This window comes from Malaciobacter sp., from assembly GCF_055140965.1.
In genome coordinates, this window is the sequence record NZ_JBSRRO010000001.1 from 1 (window position 1) to 23,819 (window position 23,819).

At 28.7% G+C, this 23,819-nt stretch carries 26 protein-coding genes and 5 tRNA genes; 22 read left to right on the top strand and 9 right to left on the bottom strand.

Annotated elements, in window-relative coordinates; genetic code table 11:
* Nucleotides 1-108 precede the first annotated feature (108 nt).
* From ACTCCZ_RS00005 to ACTCCZ_RS00015, 3 genes are all read right to left on the bottom strand, one after another.
* The gene (locus ACTCCZ_RS00005) at nucleotides 109-885 is read right to left on the bottom strand and encodes a CorA family divalent cation transporter (RefSeq protein WP_079576802.1); all 777 of its coding nucleotides are present in this window, start codon (nucleotides 883-885) and stop codon (nucleotides 109-111) included.
* A gap of 31 nt (nucleotides 886-916) precedes the next feature.
* Nucleotides 917-1,426, bottom strand: coding sequence for a peptidylprolyl isomerase (locus ACTCCZ_RS00010; RefSeq protein WP_079576803.1), 510 nt, complete (start codon nucleotides 1,424-1,426; stop codon nucleotides 917-919).
* A 76-nt stretch (nucleotides 1,427-1,502) separates the two neighbouring features.
* Complete coding sequence (locus ACTCCZ_RS00015) at nucleotides 1,503-3,362, bottom strand: peptidoglycan D,D-transpeptidase FtsI family protein (protein WP_079576804.1); 1,860 nt, start codon at nucleotides 3,360-3,362, stop codon at nucleotides 1,503-1,505.
* Nucleotides 3,363-3,390: 28 nt separating this feature from the next.
* Here ACTCCZ_RS00015 and ACTCCZ_RS00020 point away from each other — a divergent pair, with 28 nt between their 5' ends.
* Both ACTCCZ_RS00020 and ACTCCZ_RS00025 read left to right on the top strand, forming a co-directional pair.
* The gene (locus ACTCCZ_RS00020) at nucleotides 3,391-4,620 is read left to right on the top strand and encodes an FtsW/RodA/SpoVE family cell cycle protein (protein ID WP_079576805.1); all 1,230 of its coding nucleotides are present in this window, start codon (nucleotides 3,391-3,393) and stop codon (nucleotides 4,618-4,620) included.
* On the top strand, nucleotides 4,617-5,648 hold the full coding sequence (locus ACTCCZ_RS00025; RefSeq protein WP_079576806.1) for a UDP-N-acetylglucosamine--N-acetylmuramyl-(pentapeptide) pyrophosphoryl-undecaprenol N-acetylglucosamine transferase: 1,032 nt from the start codon (nucleotides 4,617-4,619) through the stop codon (nucleotides 5,646-5,648). The genes ACTCCZ_RS00020 and ACTCCZ_RS00025 overlap by 4 nt, the downstream gene beginning before the upstream one ends.
* Here ACTCCZ_RS00025 and ACTCCZ_RS00030 read toward each other — a convergent pair.
* Complete coding sequence (locus ACTCCZ_RS00030) at nucleotides 5,610-6,395, bottom strand: undecaprenyl-diphosphate phosphatase (protein ID WP_079576807.1); 786 nt, start codon at nucleotides 6,393-6,395, stop codon at nucleotides 5,610-5,612. The two genes, ACTCCZ_RS00025 and ACTCCZ_RS00030, sit on opposite strands and share 39 nt — an antisense overlap.
* Nucleotides 6,395-7,057 (bottom strand): MqnA/MqnD/SBP family protein, encoded by a 663-nt coding sequence (locus ACTCCZ_RS00035; protein WP_079576808.1) that lies wholly within the window; start codon nucleotides 7,055-7,057, stop codon nucleotides 6,395-6,397. Before ACTCCZ_RS00035 ends, ACTCCZ_RS00030 begins: the two co-directional genes overlap by 1 nt.
* Before the next feature lie 66 nt (nucleotides 7,058-7,123).
* Between ACTCCZ_RS00035 and ACTCCZ_RS00040 the strand changes: the two genes are divergently transcribed.
* From ACTCCZ_RS00040 to glnA, 5 genes are all read left to right on the top strand, one after another.
* On the top strand, nucleotides 7,124-7,345 hold the full coding sequence (locus tag ACTCCZ_RS00040; RefSeq protein WP_079576809.1) for a MoaD/ThiS family protein: 222 nt from the start codon (nucleotides 7,124-7,126) through the stop codon (nucleotides 7,343-7,345).
* 3 nt (nucleotides 7,346-7,348) lie between these two features.
* Entirely contained in the window at nucleotides 7,349-7,792 is a 444-nt protein-coding gene (locus ACTCCZ_RS00045; protein ID WP_079576810.1) for a molybdopterin synthase catalytic subunit, read from the top strand.
* Nucleotides 7,793-7,794: 2 nt separating this feature from the next.
* Nucleotides 7,795-9,045: a GGDEF domain-containing response regulator gene (locus ACTCCZ_RS00050; RefSeq protein WP_079576811.1), complete on the top strand. Its 1,251-nt coding sequence runs from the start codon at nucleotides 7,795-7,797 to the stop codon at nucleotides 9,043-9,045.
* Nucleotides 9,042-9,842, top strand: a complete 801-nt coding sequence (locus ACTCCZ_RS00055; protein ID WP_079576812.1) for a histidinol-phosphatase — start codon at nucleotides 9,042-9,044, stop codon at nucleotides 9,840-9,842. Before ACTCCZ_RS00050 ends, ACTCCZ_RS00055 begins: the two co-directional genes overlap by 4 nt.
* A gap of 104 nt (nucleotides 9,843-9,946) precedes the next feature.
* The gene (glnA, locus tag ACTCCZ_RS00060; protein WP_079576813.1) at nucleotides 9,947-11,374 is read left to right on the top strand and encodes a type I glutamate--ammonia ligase; all 1,428 of its coding nucleotides are present in this window, start codon (nucleotides 9,947-9,949) and stop codon (nucleotides 11,372-11,374) included.
* A 57-nt stretch (nucleotides 11,375-11,431) separates the two neighbouring features.
* On the opposite strand, the gene ACTCCZ_RS00065 is transcribed toward glnA, so the two are convergent.
* The 4 genes from ACTCCZ_RS00065 to gpmI are packed head-to-tail and all read right to left on the bottom strand — an operon-like array spanning nucleotide 11,432 to nucleotide 16,003.
* Nucleotides 11,432-13,435, bottom strand: coding sequence for a penicillin-binding protein 1A (locus ACTCCZ_RS00065; RefSeq protein ID WP_079576814.1), 2,004 nt, complete (start codon nucleotides 13,433-13,435; stop codon nucleotides 11,432-11,434).
* Between the two features lies 1 nt (nucleotide 13,436).
* On the bottom strand, nucleotides 13,437-14,135 hold the full coding sequence (locus tag ACTCCZ_RS00070) for an ATP-binding cassette domain-containing protein (RefSeq protein WP_079576815.1): 699 nt from the start codon (nucleotides 14,133-14,135) through the stop codon (nucleotides 13,437-13,439).
* A gap of 2 nt (nucleotides 14,136-14,137) precedes the next feature.
* The gene (locus tag ACTCCZ_RS00075) at nucleotides 14,138-14,518 is read right to left on the bottom strand and encodes a response regulator (RefSeq protein WP_079576816.1); all 381 of its coding nucleotides are present in this window, start codon (nucleotides 14,516-14,518) and stop codon (nucleotides 14,138-14,140) included.
* A gap of 9 nt (nucleotides 14,519-14,527) precedes the next feature.
* A complete protein-coding gene (gene gpmI / locus ACTCCZ_RS00080) occupies nucleotides 14,528-16,003 on the bottom strand; it encodes a 2,3-bisphosphoglycerate-independent phosphoglycerate mutase (protein WP_079576817.1) in 1,476 nt (491 codons plus the stop codon).
* Between the two features lie 94 nt (nucleotides 16,004-16,097).
* On the opposite strand from gpmI, the gene mraY reads away from it, so the two are divergent.
* From mraY to rplL, 15 genes are all read left to right on the top strand, one after another.
* Complete coding sequence (mraY, locus tag ACTCCZ_RS00085; protein ID WP_079576818.1) at nucleotides 16,098-17,159, top strand: phospho-N-acetylmuramoyl-pentapeptide-transferase; 1,062 nt, start codon at nucleotides 16,098-16,100, stop codon at nucleotides 17,157-17,159.
* A 29-nt stretch (nucleotides 17,160-17,188) separates the two neighbouring features.
* Nucleotides 17,189-18,364, top strand: a complete 1,176-nt coding sequence (murD, locus tag ACTCCZ_RS00090) for a UDP-N-acetylmuramoyl-L-alanine--D-glutamate ligase (RefSeq protein ID WP_079576819.1) — start codon at nucleotides 17,189-17,191, stop codon at nucleotides 18,362-18,364.
* A 38-nt stretch (nucleotides 18,365-18,402) separates the two neighbouring features.
* Nucleotides 18,403-18,478: transfer RNA gene (locus tag ACTCCZ_RS00095), tRNA-Phe, on the top strand.
* 14 nt (nucleotides 18,479-18,492) lie between these two features.
* Nucleotides 18,493-18,570 (top strand) — tRNA-Thr (locus ACTCCZ_RS00100).
* Between the two features lie 60 nt (nucleotides 18,571-18,630).
* Nucleotides 18,631-18,715, top strand: a tRNA-Tyr gene (locus tag ACTCCZ_RS00105).
* A gap of 11 nt (nucleotides 18,716-18,726) precedes the next feature.
* Nucleotides 18,727-18,803, top strand: a tRNA-Gly gene (locus ACTCCZ_RS00110).
* A gap of 245 nt (nucleotides 18,804-19,048) precedes the next feature.
* Nucleotides 19,049-20,257 carry an elongation factor Tu gene (gene tuf, locus ACTCCZ_RS00115; protein ID WP_079576820.1) on the top strand — a complete coding sequence of 403 codons (1,209 nt, stop codon included), beginning with the start codon at nucleotides 19,049-19,051 and terminating at the stop codon, nucleotides 20,255-20,257.
* Between the two features lie 10 nt (nucleotides 20,258-20,267).
* Nucleotides 20,268-20,435: a 50S ribosomal protein L33 gene (gene rpmG, locus ACTCCZ_RS00120; protein ID WP_079576821.1), complete on the top strand. Its 168-nt coding sequence runs from the start codon at nucleotides 20,268-20,270 to the stop codon at nucleotides 20,433-20,435.
* Between the two features lie 27 nt (nucleotides 20,436-20,462).
* Nucleotides 20,463-20,538, top strand: a tRNA-Trp gene (locus ACTCCZ_RS00125).
* 77 nt (nucleotides 20,539-20,615) lie between these two features.
* A complete protein-coding gene (gene secE / locus ACTCCZ_RS00130) occupies nucleotides 20,616-20,798 on the top strand; it encodes a preprotein translocase subunit SecE (protein WP_079576822.1) in 183 nt (60 codons plus the stop codon).
* Nucleotides 20,799-20,806: 8 nt separating this feature from the next.
* Entirely contained in the window at nucleotides 20,807-21,334 is a 528-nt protein-coding gene (nusG, locus tag ACTCCZ_RS00135) for a transcription termination/antitermination protein NusG (protein WP_079576823.1), read from the top strand.
* Between the two features lie 96 nt (nucleotides 21,335-21,430).
* Nucleotides 21,431-21,856: a 50S ribosomal protein L11 gene (gene rplK, locus ACTCCZ_RS00140; RefSeq protein WP_079576824.1), complete on the top strand. Its 426-nt coding sequence runs from the start codon at nucleotides 21,431-21,433 to the stop codon at nucleotides 21,854-21,856.
* Between the two features lie 71 nt (nucleotides 21,857-21,927).
* On the top strand, nucleotides 21,928-22,626 hold the full coding sequence (rplA, locus tag ACTCCZ_RS00145; RefSeq protein ID WP_079576825.1) for a 50S ribosomal protein L1: 699 nt from the start codon (nucleotides 21,928-21,930) through the stop codon (nucleotides 22,624-22,626).
* A 167-nt stretch (nucleotides 22,627-22,793) separates the two neighbouring features.
* Nucleotides 22,794-23,282 (top strand): 50S ribosomal protein L10, encoded by a 489-nt coding sequence (rplJ, locus tag ACTCCZ_RS00150; RefSeq protein ID WP_079576826.1) that lies wholly within the window; start codon nucleotides 22,794-22,796, stop codon nucleotides 23,280-23,282.
* A gap of 56 nt (nucleotides 23,283-23,338) precedes the next feature.
* Nucleotides 23,339-23,713, top strand: coding sequence for a 50S ribosomal protein L7/L12 (rplL, locus tag ACTCCZ_RS00155; protein WP_079576827.1), 375 nt, complete (start codon nucleotides 23,339-23,341; stop codon nucleotides 23,711-23,713).
* The last annotated feature ends 106 nt before the right edge of the window (nucleotides 23,714-23,819 follow it).

A 23,819-nucleotide genomic window follows, 5' to 3' on the forward strand; every position in this document is an offset into this window, starting at 1 on the left:
ACGTAGGCCTCTGCCAGCTCTTGAGTTTTTACAAGCCCTTATCTATTTTAACTTTTTACAGTTATCTTAGATATGGGCTTTTTTTTTAGCTTTTTTTATTTTTATTATCTATTTTCTTTTTAAATATATTATTAATATACTTGCTAATATTCCTGTCATTATTAAAATAGATATTACAAAGTAAGTTCCATCCTCAATTTTTGTAAAAGGTAAAGACGTAGTATTCATGCCAAAGAATCCTACAATAAGATTTAATGGTAAAAAAATACCTGACAGAAGTGTTAGTACATAAACTATTTTGTTCATTTGTTCACTTGTTTTACTTTGATAAAAATTATATAGTACATCAAGTTTTTCAAGACACAAGCCAGTAGTTCTATAGCTTCTTTGTAAATGTTCTTGTATATTAGCAAAATTACGTTCTAAATAATCTTTTTCATTTTTATAATTATCTATTAGGTTTTCTAAAGCTTCATTTGCTTTGTAAAGTATTCTATTTACTCTTATTAGTTCATTTTTGTATTCATACCAAGTTTTATTAAAAGTATCTTGCTTTTTATTCTCATAAACACTTTCTTCTAAGTCTAAAACTTTTGAGTAGTAATCATTTGTTAATTTCATTGTTGATTTTATTGACTTATCTAAGTATAAATAAAATTCTTTAATACTATTCAATGAAATGATTTGTTTGTTTTGATTATCAAAATAAGCATATTCTTCATTTGTAATTATAAATGAATAGTTTAGAAATTCAAGTTTATTATTTAAAAAAGAGGGCAGTCTTAAAATAAATAAATCATAGTTTTTATCAGTATAGAAAATTGAAGGATGCAATGAGTTTTCTAAATCTTCTTGATGTAAAGAATCAATATCTTTAATTTTCATTGCAATCCTTCAATATTAGTTTATATAATAATTAGTTTTTATCTTCTTTTATTTCAATAGAAATAATTTTATCATCTTGAGAAATATTATCAAGTGTTTCAAAACTTGATTCATCATTATCTTCAATCTCTCCAAATACTGTATGAACTCCATTTAAATGAGGACAACTATCAAAACAAATAAAGAATTGACTTCCACCAGTATTTGGTCCAGCATGAGCCATAGATAAACTTCCTTTTTTATGAACTTGTTTATCTGCATCTGTTTCACAAGCAATAGCCCAATCTGGTCCGCCTGTTCCTGTTCCATTTGGACAACCACCTTGTGCCATAAATCCTTTTATTACCCTATGAAAAGTTAGGTTATTATAAAAATTATCTTTAGCAAGTGTTGCAAAGTTTGCAACTGTATTTGGCGTCTCTTGATTAAATAGTTTAAGCCAAATAGTTCCTTTTTCAGTTGTGATTTTAGCATATTTAAAACTATCCATCTCTTCTTGTGAATAGTTATACTCTTTTAGTTCTTTTGAAAAACCAAACATATATTTCCTTTAAATTATTATTTTAGTAATTAAACAAAGAATTATATCTATTTATTTTTAAAGTTCAATAACTATATTATTGGTTTTGTTTTTTTAAATAATTTAAGCTCACCATATTGCTAATAATATCTTTAAATACAGGAACAGCAGATTGTGCAGCATAATAGTAATACCAATATTTACCTCTTGAATTTGGTCTAAAAACAGTAACTCCAATTGTATAAGAGTTTTTATTATCATTTACAAAACCAAAAAAAGATGAAATATACTCTCTTTGATAATTTCCTCTTCTTGCAACTTTTGCAGTTCCTGTTTTACCTCCAATTTCAAGACCATCTATTTGGGCACTTCTTCCTGTACCATGTGTAACTGTTTTAATAAGCATTCTTTTTACTTCATTTGCTGCTTCTTTTGAAATTACTTTTTCTTTTAATATATCATCAGGTTTATATTTTCCTGAATCCATTTCTAAATATGAAACAATTCTTGGAGTTATACTATATCCATCATTATTAAAAACAGTAAATGCTTTCATTATTTGCATAAAAGTAGAAGTCATACCTTGTCCATATGATACTGTTGCTTTATAAGCATTGTCTTTATCTTTATCTTCACCTGCTGCTAACTTATAAACTGGAGGCATTTGACCAACTTTTTCATATGGAAGATCAATACCAGTTTTTCTAGTAAATCCAAATCTTTTGTAGCCTTCATAAATCTCTGCACCTTTTAATCTTTGTGCTAATTGTAAAGTACCAATATTTGAAGAAAAAATAAAAATATCATCTAATGTTAAATAGTGTTTTTTAAATCTGTGATCATCTTTGATATAAAATCTATCAATTTTATATCTTCCTCTTCTATATTCACCTTTAGAGTTTGCCTTTCCTTCATTGTATGCAAAAAATAGTTCATCTTTTTTAACTCTATTTTTATCTAATACTAAAGCAATTGCCACTGGTTTTATAACAGAACCTGGTTCAAATTGATACTCTATAGCATTTACATTTAATGATGGAATATCCTCTTGTTTTATACTTTCAGGATTAAATCTATTTGATGAAGCAAGTGAAAGTATTTCTCCTGTTTTATTATTCATTATTGAAACTACAATCTCTTGTGCGCTTAATTTCTCTTTGTGTCTATCAAGTATCATCTCAATATTTTTTTGTAGTTTCAATGGAATATTTAAAACAAGTTTTGCTCCATCTTCCCTTTTTTTAATAATTGAGTCTTTGTTGAATGAAATATATGAAAGAACATCACGATTTCCTTTTAAAATACCATCTTCTGTTTTATTTAAAATTGTATTATATTTTTTCTCTAAACCTTTTATTCCTCTAACTTTTGTTTTTCCATCATCAGTTTCAAATTTAGTTATATATCCTACAACAGGTGTTAATGTATTTTCATAAGAATAGATTCTTTTTTCACCACTTTCTATAATACTTAAGCCTCTTAGAATTCTTCCTCCATCAACTTTCATTGCTTTAAAGACTTTTAATCTTCTAAGTTTAAAACCCAACTCTTTTAAGTTTTTTGCTGTTCTAGCATCTATGTTATATGATAAAACTAAATTTCCTGGTTTATAATTTATAGATTCATCAACTTTTCTTTTTAATTTTGAATAAGAAATATTGCTATAAATAGAGAATAGTTTTAAAAATAACTCTTTTTTATCAAGATCTAAAAATCTTGTATCAATTGATGCTTTATATAATTTCTTAGATGAAGCAATTTTAAAATTATCAGCACTTACTATATCTCCTCTTACTGCTAACTCTTTTTTTGAACTTTGTAAAGAAGGCAATCTTCTTTTATCTGTTATTGTGTTAGCTACAGAGAATACTAAAATTATAAGAAATAGTAAGATTAATAAAAATAAAATTACAATTTTTTTTGTTTTATTAATATTTTCGATTTTTTTTGAAGTCATATTTATCCATTATATATTATAATAGGAGATGAATTTTAGCAGAAATAAGATTAAACCCAAAAAACAAAGTACAAATATTCAGCCAGATTATATACTTTTCTTACTAGTATCTAGTTTGATTATATTAAGTATAATCTTTTCATACTCTTTAACTATTTATACAGTTGAATATTTTGGATATAACCAATTTCACTTTTTTTTAAGACAGTTACTTGTTGGAACACTTTCAATTCTTGTAATGTGGACGCTTTCATTGATACATCCAGATAAAATTGTTGGAATTGTTGGGATGTCATTGTTTATTATATTTTTTTTACTAATGGCTGTTATGCCCTTTCTTCCCTCAAGTTTAGTAACTGAAAGTGGAGGAGCTAATAGATGGATTAGACTTCCTGGTGTTTCATTGTCTCCTGTGGAGTTTTTTAAAGTTGGATTTATCTATTTTTTATCATGGTCTTTTCATAGGCGTGTTATGGTGATGCCAAAGAAGATGACTTTAAAGGATGAACTTTTATTATTAGCTCCATATTTTGGTGCATTTTTGCTTGTGGTTTTTATAGTTGCATTTTTACAAAAAGATTTAGGACAAGTTGTACTTTTAGCTTTAATATTAATTGTACTTTTGGTATTTGCAAATAGAAGTTTTAAAGTTTTCTTGTCTTTAGGTGCTAGTGCTTTAATTGCTTTTGTTTTATTAATAGTATCAGCTCCCCATAGAATTAATAGAATATATTCATGGTGGGCAATGAATCAAGATGGAATATTATCAATCATGCCCCATTGGGTTGATAACTATTTAAGAATAGATGAGTTACCAGAGCCTTACCAAGTTTCGCACTCATTAAATGCTATACATAATGGTGGTTTTTTTGGTCAAGGTATATCCTTAGGAGATATTAAATTAGGCTTTTTATCAGAAGTACATACAGACTTTGTTTTAGCTGGTATAATGGAAGAAATAGGCTTAGTTGGATTGTTATTTATTATTATAATCCTTTTTTCTATTGTATGGAGAATATTTATAATTAGTAGAAGAGTAGATAATCCAATTTATCATCTATTTTCTTTAGCAATTGCACTTATGATTGTTATTGCTTTTTTAATTAATTCATATGGTATTTCAGGAATAATTCCAATTAAAGGTATAGCAGTACCATTTTTAAGTTATGGAGGTTCATCAATGCTTTCCATGGCAATATCAATAGGTTTAGTTTTATCACTTAGTAGAACAGTAAAAAAGGAGAGTAAGAGTAGATGAAAGGAACAGTAGTAATAACAGGTGGAGGAACAGGAGGACATCTAAAAGTTGCTAAAGCATTTGTTGATGAGTTTCATAAAAGAGGTATATCTGCAATATTTATTGGATCTACAACAGGTCAAGATGAGCAATGGTTTAAAAATGAAAGAAAAGTAAAAAAAGCATTTTTTTTAAATACGAAAGGTGTTGTAGACAAAAATTTAATAGGAAAATTAAAAGCAATCTTGCAAATAGTAAAAGAGATAAATCACTGCTTAAATATTTTTGATAAAGCAGAAGTAAAAACTGTAATTTCAGTAGGAGGTTTTTCAGCAGCCCCTGCTACTTTCGCTTCTGTATTATCATTAGGTTGTAAGCTTTACATACATGAACAAAACTCTAAAATGGGTAAATTAAATGAAATAACAAGTAGATTTGCAACTGAAGTTTTCTCTTCATATATTGAAGATTCAAAGATAAAAGATTATCCAGTATCAAGTGAGTTTTTTGATAATGCAAGGGTTAGACATGAAATTGAAACAATTATATTTTTAGGTGGTTCTCAAGGTGCAAGAGCAATAAATGATTTTGCTTTAAGTGTTGCTTTAAAATTAGATGAATTAGGTATTAAAATTATTCATCAAACAGGCAAAGCAGATTTCCAAAGAGTAAAAAATAAATATGATGAATTAAATTTAGATGTTGATGTTTTTGATTTTACTGATGATATTTCAAAAAAGATGAGTTTAGCAGATTTTGCAATAAGTAGAAGTGGAGCATCTACTCTTTGGGAACTTGCAGCAAACTCATTGCCTACTTTATTTGTTCCTTATCCCTATGCTGCAAAAGATCATCAATATTATAATGCAAAGTTTTTAAAAGATAAAAAACTATGTTTTGTTTGTAGAGAAAGAAACCTAAAACCTGAAATAATTGATAAGATTTTAAAAGCAGATATTAAGTCAATGAGTAAAGGCTTAATTGATTCAATAGGCTATAATGCCATTGAATCAATAGTTGATGTTATTATTGAGAATAATCAAAAGTAGTATCCCAAAAACAATTCTATAAATACCAAAACTTACAAATGTAAAGTTTTCTAGGAATTTTAAAAACAGTTTAATTGTTAAAAAAGCAACAAAAAAAGCAACAACAAAGCCAACTGCTAAATTTAATAAGTTTGAAGTTTGTAGTAGTTGTTCATGGTGTTTTAATAAATCATATCCAGTTGTTGCACACATTACAGGAAAAGCAAGTAAAAAAGAGAACTCTGCACTTGCTTTTCTATTTAATCCTACAAGCATAGCACCTATAATACTAGCTCCTGCTCTACTTGTACCTGGAATTAGTGCAAAAATTTGAGCAAGACCTATATATAAAGCTTGTTTAAAAGATACATCTTCTACATTTGATACTGTATGTTGACTCTCATCATAAAACTTTTCAACAATTAAAAATACTATTCCACCTACAATGAACATATATGCAACAATTTCAATTGTAAACATTGCTTTTACATATGAAGCGAATAAAAATCCAATTGCAGCAATTGGAAGAAATGCAATAAATATTTTACTCCATAAATTTATATGTTTTGTATTGAATTTATCTGGATAATTTAATATAACTGCTAAAATAGCAGCAAATTGTATTATTACTTCGTATGCTTTATTTATACTATTTTGCTCCAAGTTTAAAAACTCACTTGCTACAATTAAATGTCCTGTAGATGAAATTGGTAAAAACTCTGTAAAACCTTCTATAATACCTAAAACAATTGAATCAAAAACTGTCATTATTTAATACCTTTTTCTTTTGTTAATTTAAAAAATAGCTTTAGTGCAAGTTTCTCTTTTATGCCAATATCATAATCTATTTTTGTTAAATATTCTAAGATATTCTTTTTTGAGATTCCTGAACGTTTTTCATACTTTTCTAAAATATATTGGGGAATTTTAATATGTCTTTTATTAAAGTTTTTCATGGTTTTTTTTAATAATCTACCATTTTTGTTATATGATAATCTTGCAAAAACAAAAGGAAGATTATATTTATCTTGCCATGCTTTTGCTAAATCAATAAAGCTATTTTTGTCATTTTCGTGGAAAAATTTCAATGCTTTATCTCCAATAATTACTTGTCCTTGTAAATCTAATACTTTTGCAAGTGCGTTTGATGTATCACTTTGAAAATCTTTTGAATAAACACCTGGTACTAATAATACTGATGTAACTTCATCTCTTGCAATAATTCCATAATCCAAGGATTTCTCACCTCTTGATGCAATTGAAGAGATAAATGCAGATTCAACTGATCTTTTTTTAAATTTTTTATTTATTGCAGAAGGATAAGACTTTTTATATTCAATAATAGCTTTTAATTGATTTGATTTTATATTTTTTTTCATATATACAGTTACAGGTAATAAATTAATAAAATCTATCTTTGCGAACTTCATTCTCTTTTCCTAAAAATTAAATTATTTTAGATATAATATTCAAAAATTGGTAAATAAGGGGTTAAAATGGTTGAAGTAGAATTCTTGGGACCTATTAATAAAGAAAAAATGAATTTAGATATTTCAAATTTATCACAATTAAGTGAAATTTTAAAAGATGATGAAAAAGTTAGTTCTTGGCTTGAAAAATGTGCAGTTGCTGTAAATGATACACTTGTTTCTTCAAAAGAGATGCCTTTAAGTGATGGGGATAAAATTTCATTATTACCTCCTGTATGTGGTGGGTGAAAAATGCAGAACTTGCAATTATTTGAGGGTAGTTTACCTGTTGAAAGTATAACAAACTCTTGGTATGATGAGTTTAGAAACTCTAATTATGGAGCAATTATTACTTTTGTAGGTGTTGTAAGAGATGAAGATAATATTGAAGGTTTATCTTTTGATATTTATGAACCAATCTTAAAATCATGGTTTGATTCATGGCAGGAAAGGGCAAATGAAAAGAATGCAATTGTGCTTATGGCGCATAGTAAAGGTGATGTTTTAAATCATACTAGTTCATATATTGCTGCTGTTTGTTCTCCAAAAAGAAGAGTAGCTCTTGAGATGATTGATGAATTTGTAGAAGATTTCAAAGCTAATGCTCCTATTTGGAAATATGATATTAAAGATGGTAAAAGAGTTTATGCAGAAGATAGAAGTACTCCAATTAATGGTGCTGGTTTGTTGCATTAATTATGAAAAGAGTCTTAATTATTGAAGATAGCAAATCAGTTGCTAGTAGCTTAAGTCTTATGATAAAAGAGCAGTTTGGATTTAAAACTGTTCTTGGCTCATCAGTAAAACAGTGTGCAAAAATTTTACTTGAGTATAAAGGTAAGTTTGATGTTGCTTTATTGGATTTGGGCTTACCAGATAGTGAAAATGGTGAGATTGTAGATTTTGTAGCAAAGTTTAATATCCCTATAATTATTCTTACAGGTTCTACACTTGTAGAAGATGAGATAAAAAATAGAAGTAAAAATATTGTTGATTATGTAGTAAAAGATGGAATGTACTCTTTTAAGTATGCATTGTCTGTAATAAATAGAGTTATAAAAAACGAAAAAACGAAAATATTATTAGTAGATGATTCAAATACTTTTTTAGAAACTACAAAATCACAAATTGAAAAATATAGATTAAATGTTTTTACTGCAAGTAATGGCTTAGAAGCACTTGAAATACTTGAAGAAAATAGTGATATTAAACTCTTGCTTACTGATTATTTAATGCCACATATGAATGGTTTAGATTTAGTAAGACACATTAGAAAAAAATATAACAAAGATGAATTGTCAATTATTGTTACATCTGCTATAAAGGAAAAAAACACTGCTTCAAAATTTTTAAAGTATGGAGCAAATGATTTTTTATATAAAGGATTTACTCAAGAAGAACTATTTGTAAGACTTGCATCAAATTTAGAACTTATTGAGCTTTTTGATGAATTAAGAAATAGGGCAAATAAAGACTTCTTAACAAATATGTATAATAGAAGATATCTTTTTAGTAAAGGATTATCTCTTTATAAAAAAGCTAAAGAGAAAAAAGAGAAATTTGCTCTTGCTTTAATTGATATTGATAAGTTTAAACATATAAATGATACATATGGACATGATATAGGTGATATTGCAATAAAAGAAGTTTCAAAAATCTTAAATCAATTTTTATATAATAATGAAATATTAGTTAGATTAGGTGGAGAAGAGTTTTGTATTTTATTTCATAAAGTTGATGAAGAAGAGATAATTTCAAAACTTGAATTGATAAAAGATGAGTTTGAAAACAATACTATTGATTTAGGTATACATAAAATAGCATTTACTGTATCAATTGGTTGTAGTTTTAATTTATGTAGTTCTTTAGATGAAATGTTGCAAAATGCAGATAAGCAATTATATAATGCAAAAGATGCAGGAAGAAATCAAATAAGGTACAGAAAATGAGAGTAGATTTACACAATCACACTATTTTATGTAATCATGCACAAGGAAGTGTAGAAGATTTTATAAAAAGAGCAATAGAATTAAAAATTGATTACTATGGTTTTACAGAGCATGCTCCTATGAATTTTGATGAAAAATATAGAATGAAACTTACTGAAAAAGAGTTTTATGAATCAACACTTAGATATTACAAAGAAAAATATTCTAATAATATAAATATATTACTTGGATATGAAGTTGATTTTATGCAAAGTGTTCCTATTCTTGATGAAATACTAAGTTCTAAAGTTGATTATCTAATAGGTTCTGTGCATTTTTTAGAATCAAAAAATGATAGTTTACCTTGGGGCTTTGATAATCCAGAATTTATAGGAAAATATGAAAATAAAGATATTGACTCAATATGGATTGATTATTTTGATGCTATAAGACTAATGGCAAAAACATCTTATTTTGATATTGTTGGACATTTGGATTTGATTAAGGTATTTAAATTCCTTCCAAAAAAAGATATAAAACTAATGGCATTAGAAGCATTAAAACAAATCAAAAAATCAAATATGACAATAGAGATAAATGCAGCTGGATTTAGAAAACCAATTAAAGAACAATATCCAAGTATGGAGTTATTACAATTAGCTAATGAATTAGATATTGATATTACATTTAGTTCTGATGCACATGCACTTGAGCAGGTTGGATATTGTTATGATGAGGTAGTTTCACTTGCAAAAAGTGTTGGATATACTAAATGCGCTATTTATAAGCAAAGAGAGAAATTACTTGTAGAGTTTTAAAGGTTTAAAAAATATCAAACTGTATAAAAAATATACAATTAATTTATTTTCTTTTTTCTTTATTTTGCTACAATGGATACAATAATAATTAAGGAGCTATAAACATGGGTAAGTTTGTAAACAATACAGAAGAATTTTTTGATTTTTGTAAAGAAAATGAAGTAGAATTTGTTGATTTTAGATTCACTGATATGAAAGGTATGTGGCATCATTTAACATATATGATGGACGCAGTAACAGCAGAACAATTAGAAAGTGGAATGCCTTTTGATGGTTCATCAGTTGATGCATGGCAACCAATTAACAAATCAGATATGATTTTAAAACCAGATGTAGATACAGCATTTTTAGATCCATTTACAGCAGATCCAACTATTATTGTAATTTGTGATGTATTTGATATTTATAAAGGTCAAATGTATGAAAAATGTCCAAGATCAATTGCTAAAAAAGCATTAGTGCATTTAAGTGAATCAGGTGTTGGTGATGTAGCATATTTTGGACCAGAAAATGAGTTCTTTGTATTTGATGATGTAAAAATTAGAGATGATATTAATGAGTCTTATTATAGAGTTGATACAGAAGAGGGATGCTGGTCTGATGATACAGATTACGAAGTAGGAAATACAGGTCATAGACCAAGAACAAAAGGTGGATACTTTCCAGTGCAACCAACAGATTCAATGGTTGATTTAAGAGCTGAGATGATGCAAGTATTAAAACAAGTTGGACTAGAAGTTGTACTTGGACACCATGAAGTTGCACAAGGTCAAGGTGAAATTGGGATTGTATTTGGTGATTTAATTGAAGCAGCAGACAATGTACAAAAATATAAATATGTTATAAAAATGGTAGCACACTTAAATGGTAAAACTGCTACATTTATGCCAAAACCATTATTTGGTGATAACGGAAATGGTATGCATGTTCATCAATCAATTTGGAAAGATGGGAAAAACCTATTTTATAAAGAGGGTGAGTATGGTAATCTTTCAGAGATGGCTAGACATTATGTTGGAGGAATTTTCAAACATGCAAGAGCAGTTGCAGCATTTACAAATCCATCAACAAACTCTTATAAAAGATTAGTTCCAGGATTTGAAGCACCATCAATTTTAACTTATTCTTCACAAAATAGATCAGCTTCTTGTAGAATACCATATGGAGCTGGAGAAAAAGCAACTAGAATTGAGATGAGATTCCCAGATTCAACTGCTTGTCCATATTTAGCTTTTGCTGCAATGTTATGTGCAGGATTAGATGGTATTAAAAATAAATATGAGCCTATTGGACCTATGGATGATGATTTATATGAATTATCTTTAGATGAAATTAGACAAAGAAAAATTCCTCAAATGCCACACACTTTAAGAGGATCATTAGAAGCACTAATTAGAGATAATGAGTTTTTACAACCAGTATTTACTCAAGATATGATTGATATTTATCAACACTATAAGTTTGAAACACAAGTTTGGCCAGATGAGTCTAGACCAACAGCATTTGAATTTAAATCAACATACTCTTGTTAATAATATAATTATAAAATATAAAAGGCTTGAAAGTTTATCTTTCAAGCCTTTTTTTTATTAAAACTGTATTTGATTCTCTTTTGGAATATCTATTGAATTAGTAGGTAATTTTGAAGTATTTGTATAGTACTCTTTTTTTCCATTAATTATAGAAGTTCTTACACCATCTGGTTTTTCAAACTCTCTTTTTATTTCTGGATGTAACTTTAAATAATTTTCATAAAAATATTTAAATGCTGGAATTGCAGCAATTCCACCTGTTTCACTTCTTCTCATTGGTACATTATTATCATTTCCAAACCATACAATTGTTTGAATAGATGGTGAAAATCCACAAAACCAAGCATCAATATTATTATTTGTAGTTCCTGTTTTCCCTGCAAGATCAAGTCCTTCAACTTTTGCTCTTTTACCTGTTCCTCTTATTACAGTATCATGCATAATATCTTTTGTTAAAAAAGCTTGTTCTGGGCTGATAACATATCTTTTTTCTGGTTCAAAGTTAATAATTGTTCCATTTCTATTTTTTATTGAGTTAATAATATAAGGCTTAACTTCTGTACCATCATTTGAAATAATTGAATAAGCTTGTGATAAGTCAAAAGGAGAAATAACAAATGAGCCTAATGTTATTGTTAAATCATAAGGCATATTAGTAAAACCATAATCTTCTAAAGTACTGTAAACTACATCAATTCCAATATCTGTTACTAAATTAATTGTTGCAAGGTTTCTTGAATAAATTAATGCTTCTCTTAAACTAATTAAACCTTTATATTTTCCTCCATAGTTTTTTGGTTTCCACTTTTTTGTTTCTTCTGAGTCTTCAACTTTATATTCATATGTTCTACTAATATCAGCAATTTTACTTGCAGGAGAATAACCCATATTTAAAGCAGCTTGATAAATAAAAGGTTTAATTGCAGAACCTGGTTGTCTTTTACTTTGAACTACTCTGTTAAAATTTGAATCTTTATAGTTAAGTCCCCCTACCATTGCTAATATTTTTCCTGTGCTATTTTCCATTGAAATAAAAGAGCCATTTAAATTTTCTACAAATCTATCTTCGCTTAATTCATTGCCTTGTTCGTCATACTCTTTTTCAATCCCTCTTTTTTTGTTTAAATTTCTAAAATATTCATCTCTTTTTAAAATTTTTTCATGGGCTTTATTGAGTCCTTCTTTTGCAATTCTTTGAGCATCCAAATCAACAGTTAGATTTATTTCATAACCACCTGTTTTTATATCTTTAACTTCATCTTTTAAAGTTTTTAACACATAATCAACTATGTATGGTGCTTTATTTTGAGTAAGTGTTTTATCATATATTTTAGGAGTACTTTTCATGGCTTCTTCATACTCTTTAGCATTTATCCAACCTAATGTATTCATTCTTTGTATAACTTGATTTGCTCTTGCTAATGAAAATTTTAAGTTTCTAGTAGGATCATAAAAACTAGGAGCTCTTGGCAGTCCTACTAGTATTGCTATCTCTTTTAAATTCAGTTCATATAATTCTTTATTAAAATAGCCTTTTGCAGCAGTTTTAATACCATAATAACCATGACCAAAATAGACTTGATTTAAATATCTTTCTAAAATTTCTTCTTTTGAAAGAACTGTTTCAAGTTTTAAGGCTAGTAAAACCTCTTTTATTTTTCTAACAATTTTTTTCTCTCTTGTTAATATTAAAGTTTTTATTAACTGTTGTGTAAGTGTACTTGCTCCCTCAACTAATGCTCCAGCTTTGATATCTTTTATAATTGCTCGACTTATTGCATCTGGGTTTATTCCATTGTGTTCAAAAAAATGTGTATCTTCAATAGCAACTAATCCCTCAATTACTCTTGCAGGTATTTCATCATAGTTTACATATAATCTATTTTCTTTTGAAAATAAGTTTGAAATCAACTTCCCATCTTTATCAAAAATTTGTGTTGTTAGTCTTGGATTATAGTTAATCACTTTGTCAAGCTCAAATCTTATATGTGAATACAAATATAGTAGCCATGCACAAACGGCAAGTGCTATTATTGTAAATAAGCTTAAAATATATTTCATATTATTTCCTAAATTCTCTAGTTTTAAAATTAGACTCAATTAAAGTTTTAGTATATTGATTATTTGGATTTTGTAAAATTTCATTGGTTTTCCCATCTTGTATAATCTTACCTTTTCTTATAATTATCATATTTTCACATAAATCTTTAATTGAGTCTATATCATGTGTAATAAATAACAATGTTAAATTAAACTCAGTAGATAATTGTTTTATTAAATCAATTATCATTTTTTTATTTTTTTCATCAAGGGCAGTTGTTGGTTCATCAAGAAGTAATAGTTTTATCTTTTTACTTATTGCTATTGCTATAACTACTCTTTGTAATTGCCCTCCACTTAACTGATTTGGGAATCTTTCTAAAACCCATGAATCAAGACCAACTTTTTTTAATGCTGATAGCATTGACTCTTTTTTACAAAAAAATTGATTTTTTATTTTTGTCATTGGTGAAAGTGATGTAAAAGGATTTTGTGGAATAAAACCAATATTGTCATAATTTAATTCAAAATCTGAACTATAATCAAAATTTACACATAAGTTTTTAGGAAGAAGATTTAAAATAGTTTTTAGTGTCAATGATTTTCCACTTCCACTTTCACCTATTAATGCTGTAGTATTTTTTATCTTAAAACTCAAATCTAATAATATATCTTTTTTTAATTCTATTTTTAATCTATTTATGTTTATTACTTTAGACATCTTTAAATTAGTTCATCTATTTTGTTTATTAATGAAATAAAATTTATTGGTTTTGAAAATATGGCATTTACTAATTTTCTATCTTCATCTTTTAAATCTTCTTCATATGCAGTTATTACTATTATTGGTATTTTAGAATCTATTTGTCTTATTTTTTTTATAAATTCATTTCCATCCATATGAGGCATTCTAATATCAGTTAAAATTAAATCAGGTTTATTTTTATTGTAATGTAGCAAAGCTTCACTTCCATTAGAAGCTAAGTCAATATTGTTTACAACCATTTTAAAAGTTCGGTGCATGATATTTATAATATCTTTACCATCTTCAACAATTAATATATCTAACTTTTTTAAATCTGCTTTAATTTCATTTAATGCCATTTTATACCTTTAAATTAGTGGAGTATCCATTTCGCTTGGAATTTCTAGTTTCATAAGTTTTAAAACAGTTGGAGCAATATTATTTAATCCACCCGTATTTACTTTTGAAACACCATTTGCTAAAACAAAACAGTATACATCTCCTACAGTGTGATTTGTTAAAGTTTTACCCTCTTTATCTTTCATTTCTTCACAATTTCCATGGTCACTTGTCAATATTAAATTATAACCTTTTTCTTTTGCTTTTTCAACTATCAAACCAAGCTCTTGATCAACAGCCTCAACAGCTTTTATTGCTGCTTCATAGTTTCCTGTATGACCAACCATATCACCATTTGCAAAATTTACTACAATAAAATCATTGTTTTCATCCATTGCTTTTCTTACTGTTTTTGAAACTTCTGGTGCGCTCATTTCTGGTTTTAGGTCATAAGTTGCTACCTTTGGTGAGGGTATTAATACTCTAGATTCATTTTCAACAGGTTCTTCAACTCCTCCATTAAAAAAGAATGTAACATGAGCATATTTTTCTGTTTCTGCTGTGTGAAGTTGAGTTAATCCCGCATTTGAAATTACATCTGCAAGAGTGTTTTTAGGTGTTTGTTTAGGAAATAAAACTGCAATTGGAGTGTTTTTATCATATTGGGTCATTGTTGCTAAATTTAAATTCAAATCTTTTCTTTTAAATTCACTGAATTCTTCTTTTGCAAAAACAGATGAAATCTCTCTCATTCTATCACTTCTAAAGTTACAAAAGATTATTCCATCATTATTATTAATTCCTTCAAATGATTCAAATGCAGTTGGTTCTATAAACTCATCAAAAATCTCATTTTCATAAGAGTTTGCCAAATAATCTAAAATATTACTTGAAGTTTTTGGTTTTGCAAATGCTATTGCATCATAAGCTTTTTTTACTCTTTCCCATCTGTTGTCTCTATCCATTGAATAGTATCTTCCTGAAATAGTTGCAATTTTTATATTTTCATTGCATATAGAGTTTATTTGTTTAATATACTTAGCTGCACAATTAAAAGATACATCTCTTCCATCTGTAATTATATGAATAAAAACTTTTTTATTAAAAGAGTAAGCAATTTTAGCCATTTCAATAATATGATCAATATGTGAATGAACTCCTCCATCACTTACTAAACCAAGAAGATGAATATCATTTGATGATTCAATTGTATTTTTTAAAATTTCATTATCTTTTAATGTATCATCTTTAATAGCTAAATTTATTTTTACTAAATCTTGATATAAAACTCTACCACTACCAATTGTCATATGACCTACTTCACTATTTCCCATTTGTCCATCTGGTAGACCAACAAAATTTCCATGTGTATGAATTAAAGAGTAAGGAACATTTTTAAATAAATAATTATAAGTGGGAGTATTTGCATTTGAAAATGCATTATATTTATCAGAATTATTGTGTCCAATTCCATCGGTAATTACAAGAATAGTCTTTTGTGTCATTTTAAACCTTTTTTATTTTCCAAGTAAAAATTTATCTAAATATTTGGTAATATATAATATAATCGCTCGATTATATCCAAACTAAGGTTTAATTTTGTTTTACTGGTTTTATAGACACCTAGACATTAATATTTTTCAGTATATCTCTGTTCGAGCGGGGATAGGTTTTTTTATATCATTTTTTTTAACTATGTATTTTCTACCAAAATTTATCAGGTGGGCAGGATCAAAAAAAGCATCTCAACCAATTTATGAATATGCTCCTGAATCTCATCAAACAAAAGTAGGTACTCCAACTATGGGTGGCTTGGTTTTCATATTTTCTACAATTATTGCTACAATTTTAACTATTAAGCTAAATAATTTTTATGTGGTAGGGGGCTTACTTACTTTAGGTCTTTTTTCATTGATTGGAATAAAAGATGACTATGCAAAAATATCAAATATGAAAAATGATGCAGGATTATCTGCAAGAATGAAGCTAATACTACAAATTGTCTCAGCTATTATTATAGTAGGAATTTTATATTTATATGGGCATACTACAGAAACTTATACTCCGTTTTATAAACTGCCTTTATTTAATATTGGTTTTTATATTACATTTTTTTGGATATTGGTTATTATTGCTGCATCAAATGCTGTTAATTTAACTGATGGTTTAGATGGTCTAGCTACTGTTCCCTCAATATTGGCTTTTTTTACATTATCTACAATTATTTATATTACAGGACATGCAATCTTATCTTCATATTTATTATTGCCAAATATAAAATTAACAGGTGAACTTGCAATATTAGGTGCTTGTATGATTGGTTCTCTTATAGCATTTTTATGGTACAACTCTCATCCAGCACAAATTTTCATGGGAGATAGCGGTAGTTTACCAATTGGTGCATTTATGGGATATATGGCAATTGTTGGAAAATCTGAAATCCTTTTACTTTTAATTGGCTTTATTTTCGTTTTAGAAACAGTATCTGTTATTTTACAAGTTGGTTCATATAAGCTAAGAAAAAAAAGAGTTTTTCTTATGGCACCTATTCATCACCACTTTGAACAAAAAGGTTGGAAAGAGAATAAAATTATTGTAAGATTTTGGATAATATCATTTATGACTAATTTAATAGCATTAATGAGTCTTAAGATTAGATAGTAAATTATATATAGTTAAGGTAATTATAAATGAAATCAAATGAAAAAATAAGAGTACTTGGAAAAGGAATTACAGCGCAAGCTATTAATGAAGAGTTTGATAATGTAACTCTTTATGATGATAATAATTTTAATGAATATGATATTAACAGCAATGAAGTAACTATTGTAAGTCCTGGTATTCCTCCTTATAATAAAATGGTCAAAAATTCAATTAATATTATGAGTGATTATGACTTTTTATATGATAGTATGCCTTTTTCAATATGGATAAGTGGTACAAATGGAAAAACTACTACAACACAAATGTGCCAACATTTATTAAAAGAGTATGGAAGTGTATCTGGTGGGAATATTGGAACACCAATTGCAAAATTAGATAAAAAATCTAAAATATGGATTTTAGAAACTTCTTCTTTTACCTTACATTATACAAATAAAGCAAAACCTAATCTTTATATACTTCTACCAATTAGTGAAGATCATATAACATGGCATGGTAGTTTTGAAGAGTATAAAAACAGTAAGCTTAAGCCACTTGATTTTATGAATGAAGGTGAAGTAGCAATTGTTCCTAAAGAGTTTGAAAATTATAAAACTAAAGCAACTTTAATTACATATAATGATAGCTTTGAACTTGCAGATAAATTAAATATTGAAAAATCAAAAATAAATTTTAAAGAACCATTTTTATTAGATGCGATATTAGCCTTAGCTTGTAAGAAGATAATTTTTGATGAGCGTGATTATGAAAAAATAAATCTTTTTAAAGTTGATGAACATAAAGTAGAAGAGTTTTATGATAATAAAAATAGACTTTGGATTAATGATAGTAAAGCAACTAATATTGATGCTACTATAAATGCCTTAAAATCATACGAGAATAGAAAAATACATTTAATATTAGGAGGAGATGATAAAGGTGCAAATATAGAACCTTTATTTGTCTTTTTAAAAGAGAAAAATATTGAGGTTTATGCAATAGGAAGTAATTATAAAAGAATATTAGCTTTATCAAAAAAATATTTACTTAAGTGTAACAAAACAAATGACCTTGAGAATACAGTAAAAAAAATAGATAGAAACTACCAAGAAAACGATATTGCAATGCTTTCTCCAGCTGCTTCATCTTTGGACCAATTTACTTCATATGCACATAGAGGAAAACTTTTTAAAGAACTTGTTAATAGTTTAAGCAAATATTAATAAACTACTGTGTATAATTTCACTCCAATTTACGAAATGGCTCGGTAGCTCAGTCGGTAGAGCAAAGGACTGAAAATCCTTGTGTCGGCAGTTCGATTCTGCCCCGCGCCACCATGTAAATTTAGGACGCTGGTGTAGCTCAGCTTGGCTAGAGCAGCTGATTTGTAATCAGCAGGTCGGGGGTTCGAGTCCCTTCACCAGCTCCATTTTATTGTCGTGCGTAGTCTTTTAAAGATCAGCGCTTGACCAGATTAATAATTTTCAACGGTGAGGTTGGAGAGTGGTCAAATCCAGGAGACTGTAAATCTCCCGCCTATGGCTTCGAAGGTTCAAATCCTTCTCTCACCACCACGCAAATGATTGCGGGAGTAGCTCAGTTGGCTAGAGCTTCTGCCTTCCAAGCAGATTGTCGCGAGTTCGAGTCTCGTCTCCCGCTCCATTTAATTTATTGATACTGGGAGCTGAGTTATAAGCACATGTATATAACTCTGAATATGTAATCTCCCTGTAATCTTTTTTTTGATATAATGCAAATTTAATTCATACAGCTTAGAAGTTATGCCTTCTTAAGCACAATTTCTAAGCTGTATGCTATAATAAAAAAATAAATATAAACCCTCTGAATAGAGAAGCCTTAGGCTTATCTACTCAGAGGGAATTTTTAAATCTTTAAGGGGAATTTCAATGGCAAAAGAAAAGTTCGAACGAAGCAAGCCGCATGTTAACATTGGTACTATTGGTCACGTTGACCATGGTAAAACTACATTAACAGCTGCAATTTCTGCAGTTTTATCAGTTAAAGGTAGTGGACAGCTTATGGATTATGATCAAATCGATAACGCTCCAGAAGAAAGAGATAGAGGTATTACAATTGCTACTTCTCATATTGAGTATGAAACTGACAAAAGACACTATGCACACGTAGATTGTCCAGGTCACGCCGATTATGTTAAGAACATGATTACTGGTGCTGCTCAAATGGATGGTGCAATTTTAGTAATTGCTTCAACAGATGGACCAATGGCTCAAACAAGAGAGCACATTCTATTATCTAAACAAGTTGGTGTTCCATATATCGTTGTATTTATGAACAAAGAAGATCAACTAGATGAAGAAGATAGAGAAGAGATGTTAGAGCTAGTTGAAATGGAAATTAGAGAATTATTATCTGAGTATGATTTCCCAGGTGATGACACTCCAATTATCGCTGGTTCTGCATTCCAAGCTTTAGAAGAAGCAAAATCTGGTACTCTTGGAACATGGAGTGAAAAAATCGTTGCATTAATGGATGCAGTTGATGAATATATTCCAACTCCAGAAAGAGATATTGACCAAGATTTCTTAATGCCTGTAGAAGATGTATTCTCTATCCCAGGAAGAGGTACAGTTGTAACTGGTAGAATTGAAAAAGGTACTATCAAAGTTGGTGGTGAGATTGAAATCGTAGGGATGAAAGATACTCAAAAAACTACAGTAACTGGTGTAGAAATGTTCAGAAAAGAGATGGAACAAGGTGAAGCTGGTGACAACTGCGGTATTTTATTAAGAGGTATCAAAAAAGAAGAAGTAGAAAGAGGACAAGTTCTTGTTAAGCCAGGAACAATTACTCCACATACTAAATTCAGATGTGAAGTGTATATCCTTTCAAAAGAAGAGGGTGGTAGACATACTCCATTTTTTAGTGGATATAGACCACAATTTTATGTAAGAACAACAGACGTAACTGGTTCAGTTTATTTACCAGAAGGTGTAGAAATGGTTATGCCTGGTGATAATGTAGAAATGACAGTTGAATTAGTTGCTCCAATTGCTCTAGAAAAAGGTACAAAGTTTGCTATTAGAGAAGGTGGTAGAACTGTAGGTGCTGGAGTTGTTGCAGAAATCATCGAATAAGGATTGATTAATGGCAGCGATTAGAATAAAAATTGGATTAAAATGCGAAGAGAGTGGAGATATTAACTACACTACTTGGAAAAACCCAAAAACTCATAGTGAGAAATTTGAGGTTAAAAAATATAGTCCAAGATTAAGAAAACACACAATTCATAAAGAAATTAAGTTAAAGTCTTAGGACTTTAACTTATCTCTTTATACTTTTAGGTCAGTAGCTCCAATGGTAGAGCGCCGGATTCCAAATCCGACGGTTGGGGGTTCGAGTCCCTCCTGGCCTGCCATAATAATTAATTTTTTTGAAAGTAGTTAAAAACTTTTTTTAAAAAAATTTATAGCTTAATACATACTGGAGTCACTTGTGAATAAATTCAAAACTTATTATAAAAATGCTAAAGATGAACTGTTTAAGGTAATTTTTCCAATTAAAGAACAAATTAGATCTGCATATTTATCTGTATTTGTTGTTGTTACTGTAATAACACTATTTTTAGCACTAATTGATACAGTAATGTCATTAAGCCTATCTTCAGTAATGAATTAAGGATTAAAATGGCACATAAATGGTATGCAATTCAAACTCACTCAGGTAGTGAATTAACAGTAAAAAGAGCTTTAGAAAAACTTGCTGATGAAATGGGAAATGATAAAATAGCTGAAGTATTAGTTCCAACTGAAGATTTAATTGAAATTAAAAAAAGTAAAAAAGTTATAGTTGAAAGACCATTATATCCAGCATATGCTTTTGCAAAAATTGATTTAGATACTGCATTATGGCACAGAATTCAATCAATGCCAAAAGTTGGAAGATTCATTGGTGAATCTAAAAAGCCAACTGCATTATCAGATAAAGACATTAATCTTATTTTAGAAAAAGTTAATAATAGATCTGCTGCAAAACCAAAAGTATCTTTTGATGAAGGTGAAATGGTTAGAATCAATGAAGGACCATTTGCAAACTTCAATGGAATTGTTGAAGATTTTGATATGACTGCTGGAATATTGAAACTTAATGTTTCAATTTTTGGAAGAAATACACCAGTAGAAATCTCTTATACGCAAGTAGAAAGAGTAGTTTAAAAATAATTTATAGGCATTAGGCAATACAAACTTGCTTCTTTTATAGTTTTATTGCCTAATGCCTATGGTTATAACAAATTTAGAAAAGGAATTTAGATGGCTAAAAAAGTAGAAGGTACACTTAAACTTCAAATACCAGCTGGTGCTGCAAATCCATCACCACCTGTTGGACCTGCATTAGGTCAAAGAGGTATTAATATTATGGAATTTTGTAAAGCATTTAATGAAAAAACAAAAGATAAAAGTGGATTTAATATTCCAGTTGAAATCACTGTTTACTCAGACAAAAGTTTTACATTTACTTTAAAACAACCACCAATGACAGATTTAATTAAAAAAGCGTCTGGAATTAAAAAAGGTAGTGACAATCCACTTAAAAATAAAATTGGAAAGTTAACTAAAGAACAAGTTTTAGAAATCGTTGATATGAAAATTGCAGATTTAAACACTGATGATAAAGAACAAGCTTCAAAAATTGTTGCTGGTTCAGCAAGATCAATGGGAATTGAAGTAGAAGCATAATTTCTAATAAGTCTTACCACCAGACTTTATAACTTGGCGGTAGCAAAATAAAAAAAATTGCGGAGTAAAATATGGCAAAAGTTTCAAAAAGATATAAAGCGTTATCAGAAAAAATTGAAGATAAAAATTATGAATTAGCAGAAGCTTGTACTCATTTAAAAGAGTTAAAATCTGCTAAATTTGATGAAAGTGTTGAAATTGCATTAAACTTAAATGTAGATCCAAGACATGCTGACCAAATGATTAGAGGAGCTGTTGTTCTTCCTCATGGTACTGGTAAAACTGTAAGAGTTGCAGTATTTGCTAAAGGTGCTAAAATGGATGAAGCAAAAGCAGCTGGTGCTGATATTGTTGGTAATGATGAATTAGCAGCAGATATTCAAGCAGGAAATATTGATTTTGATGTATTAATTGCAACTCCTGATTGTATGGGTATCGTTGGTAAAGTAGGTAGAATCTTAGGACCAAAAGGTTTAATGCCAAATCCTAAAACTGGTACTGTAACTATGGATGTAACAAAAGCTGTTAGCGATGCTAAAGGTGGAAAAGTTACATATAGAGTTGATAAAAAAGGTAATATGCAAGCAGCAGTTGGAAAAGTATCATTTTCAACAGAAGCTATTAAAGAAAATGTTGAAACGTTTATTGGCGCTATCAACAAAGCAAAACCATCAACTGCAAAAGGAAGATATATTTCAAATGCAGCAATTTCATTAACTATGTCTCCATCTATTAAATTAGATACAACAGAATTAATGGATATCAAATAAGGTTTACTCCTTATTTGAATTAAATAATATTCAAATATGTAGATAAAAATCTATATCTTTGAGTGTTATCAAAGCACTGATATAAAACTGGAGACAGCCGGTAAAAGACACCTCCGTCTTTTGTAAGACCTGCTTAAGTTTCATGTTTTGAAAGGAGGAAAACTATTATGACTAAACAACAAAAAGCTGAAATTATTGATTTTTTAACAGCTGAATTTAAAGAGTCTCAAGCTATCGTAGTGTGTGATTATAAAGGTCTTACTCATAAACAGTTAGAAGCTTTAAGAAAAAGCGCTAAAGAAAGCGGAGCAAAAGTTCAAGTTGCTAAAAATACACTTGTAACTGTTGCTGTTAAAAATGCTGAGTTAGGAGATGTTGAGTTAAACGGAACTAACATTTTCTTATGGTCAGAAGATCAAATCTCTGCTTGTAAAGTAGCAGACAAGTTTGCATCTGAGCATAGCGAAAAATTTGTTATTAAATCAGGTATCATTGAAGGTGAACCAGCTGATCTTGATAGAGTTAATGCATTTGCTAAATTACCATCTAGAGATGAGCTTATTGGTATGTTACTTTCTGTTTGGACAGCTCCTGCAAGAAACTTTGTTACAGGGCTTGACAATCTTAGAGCGAAAAAAGAAGAAGAGGCTGCTTAATTTATAGCGGTTAAAATTAATAAAATATTATAAAAATAAAATTTAGAGGAAATAAAATGGCAATTTCTAAAGAAGATGTATTAGAGTACATTTCAGGTTTATCTGTATTAGAATTATCTGAACTAGTTAAAGAATTTGAAGAAAAATTTGGTGTATCTGCACAACCAACTGTTGTTGCTGGTGGAGCTGCTGCTGGAGCTGCTGAAGCAGTTGAAGAGCAAACTGAATTTGATGTTGTTATCACTGATGCTGGTGCTAAGAAAATTAATGTAATTAAAGTTATTAGATCATTAACTGGTCTTGGACTAAAAGAAGCAAAATCTGCTGCTGAAGAAACTCCATCAACTGTTAAAGAGGGTGTTTCTAAAGAAGATGCAGAAGCTGCAAAAGCTGAATTAGAAGCTGCTGGGGCATCTGTAGAAATCAAATAATTACTTAAATTAAAGATTATTGTATGCAAAGTAGAGCCTTCTACTTTGCATAAAAGACTAGCATCACTGAGGGCTAAGTTTAGAATTTTTTTAAAGAATTTTAAAC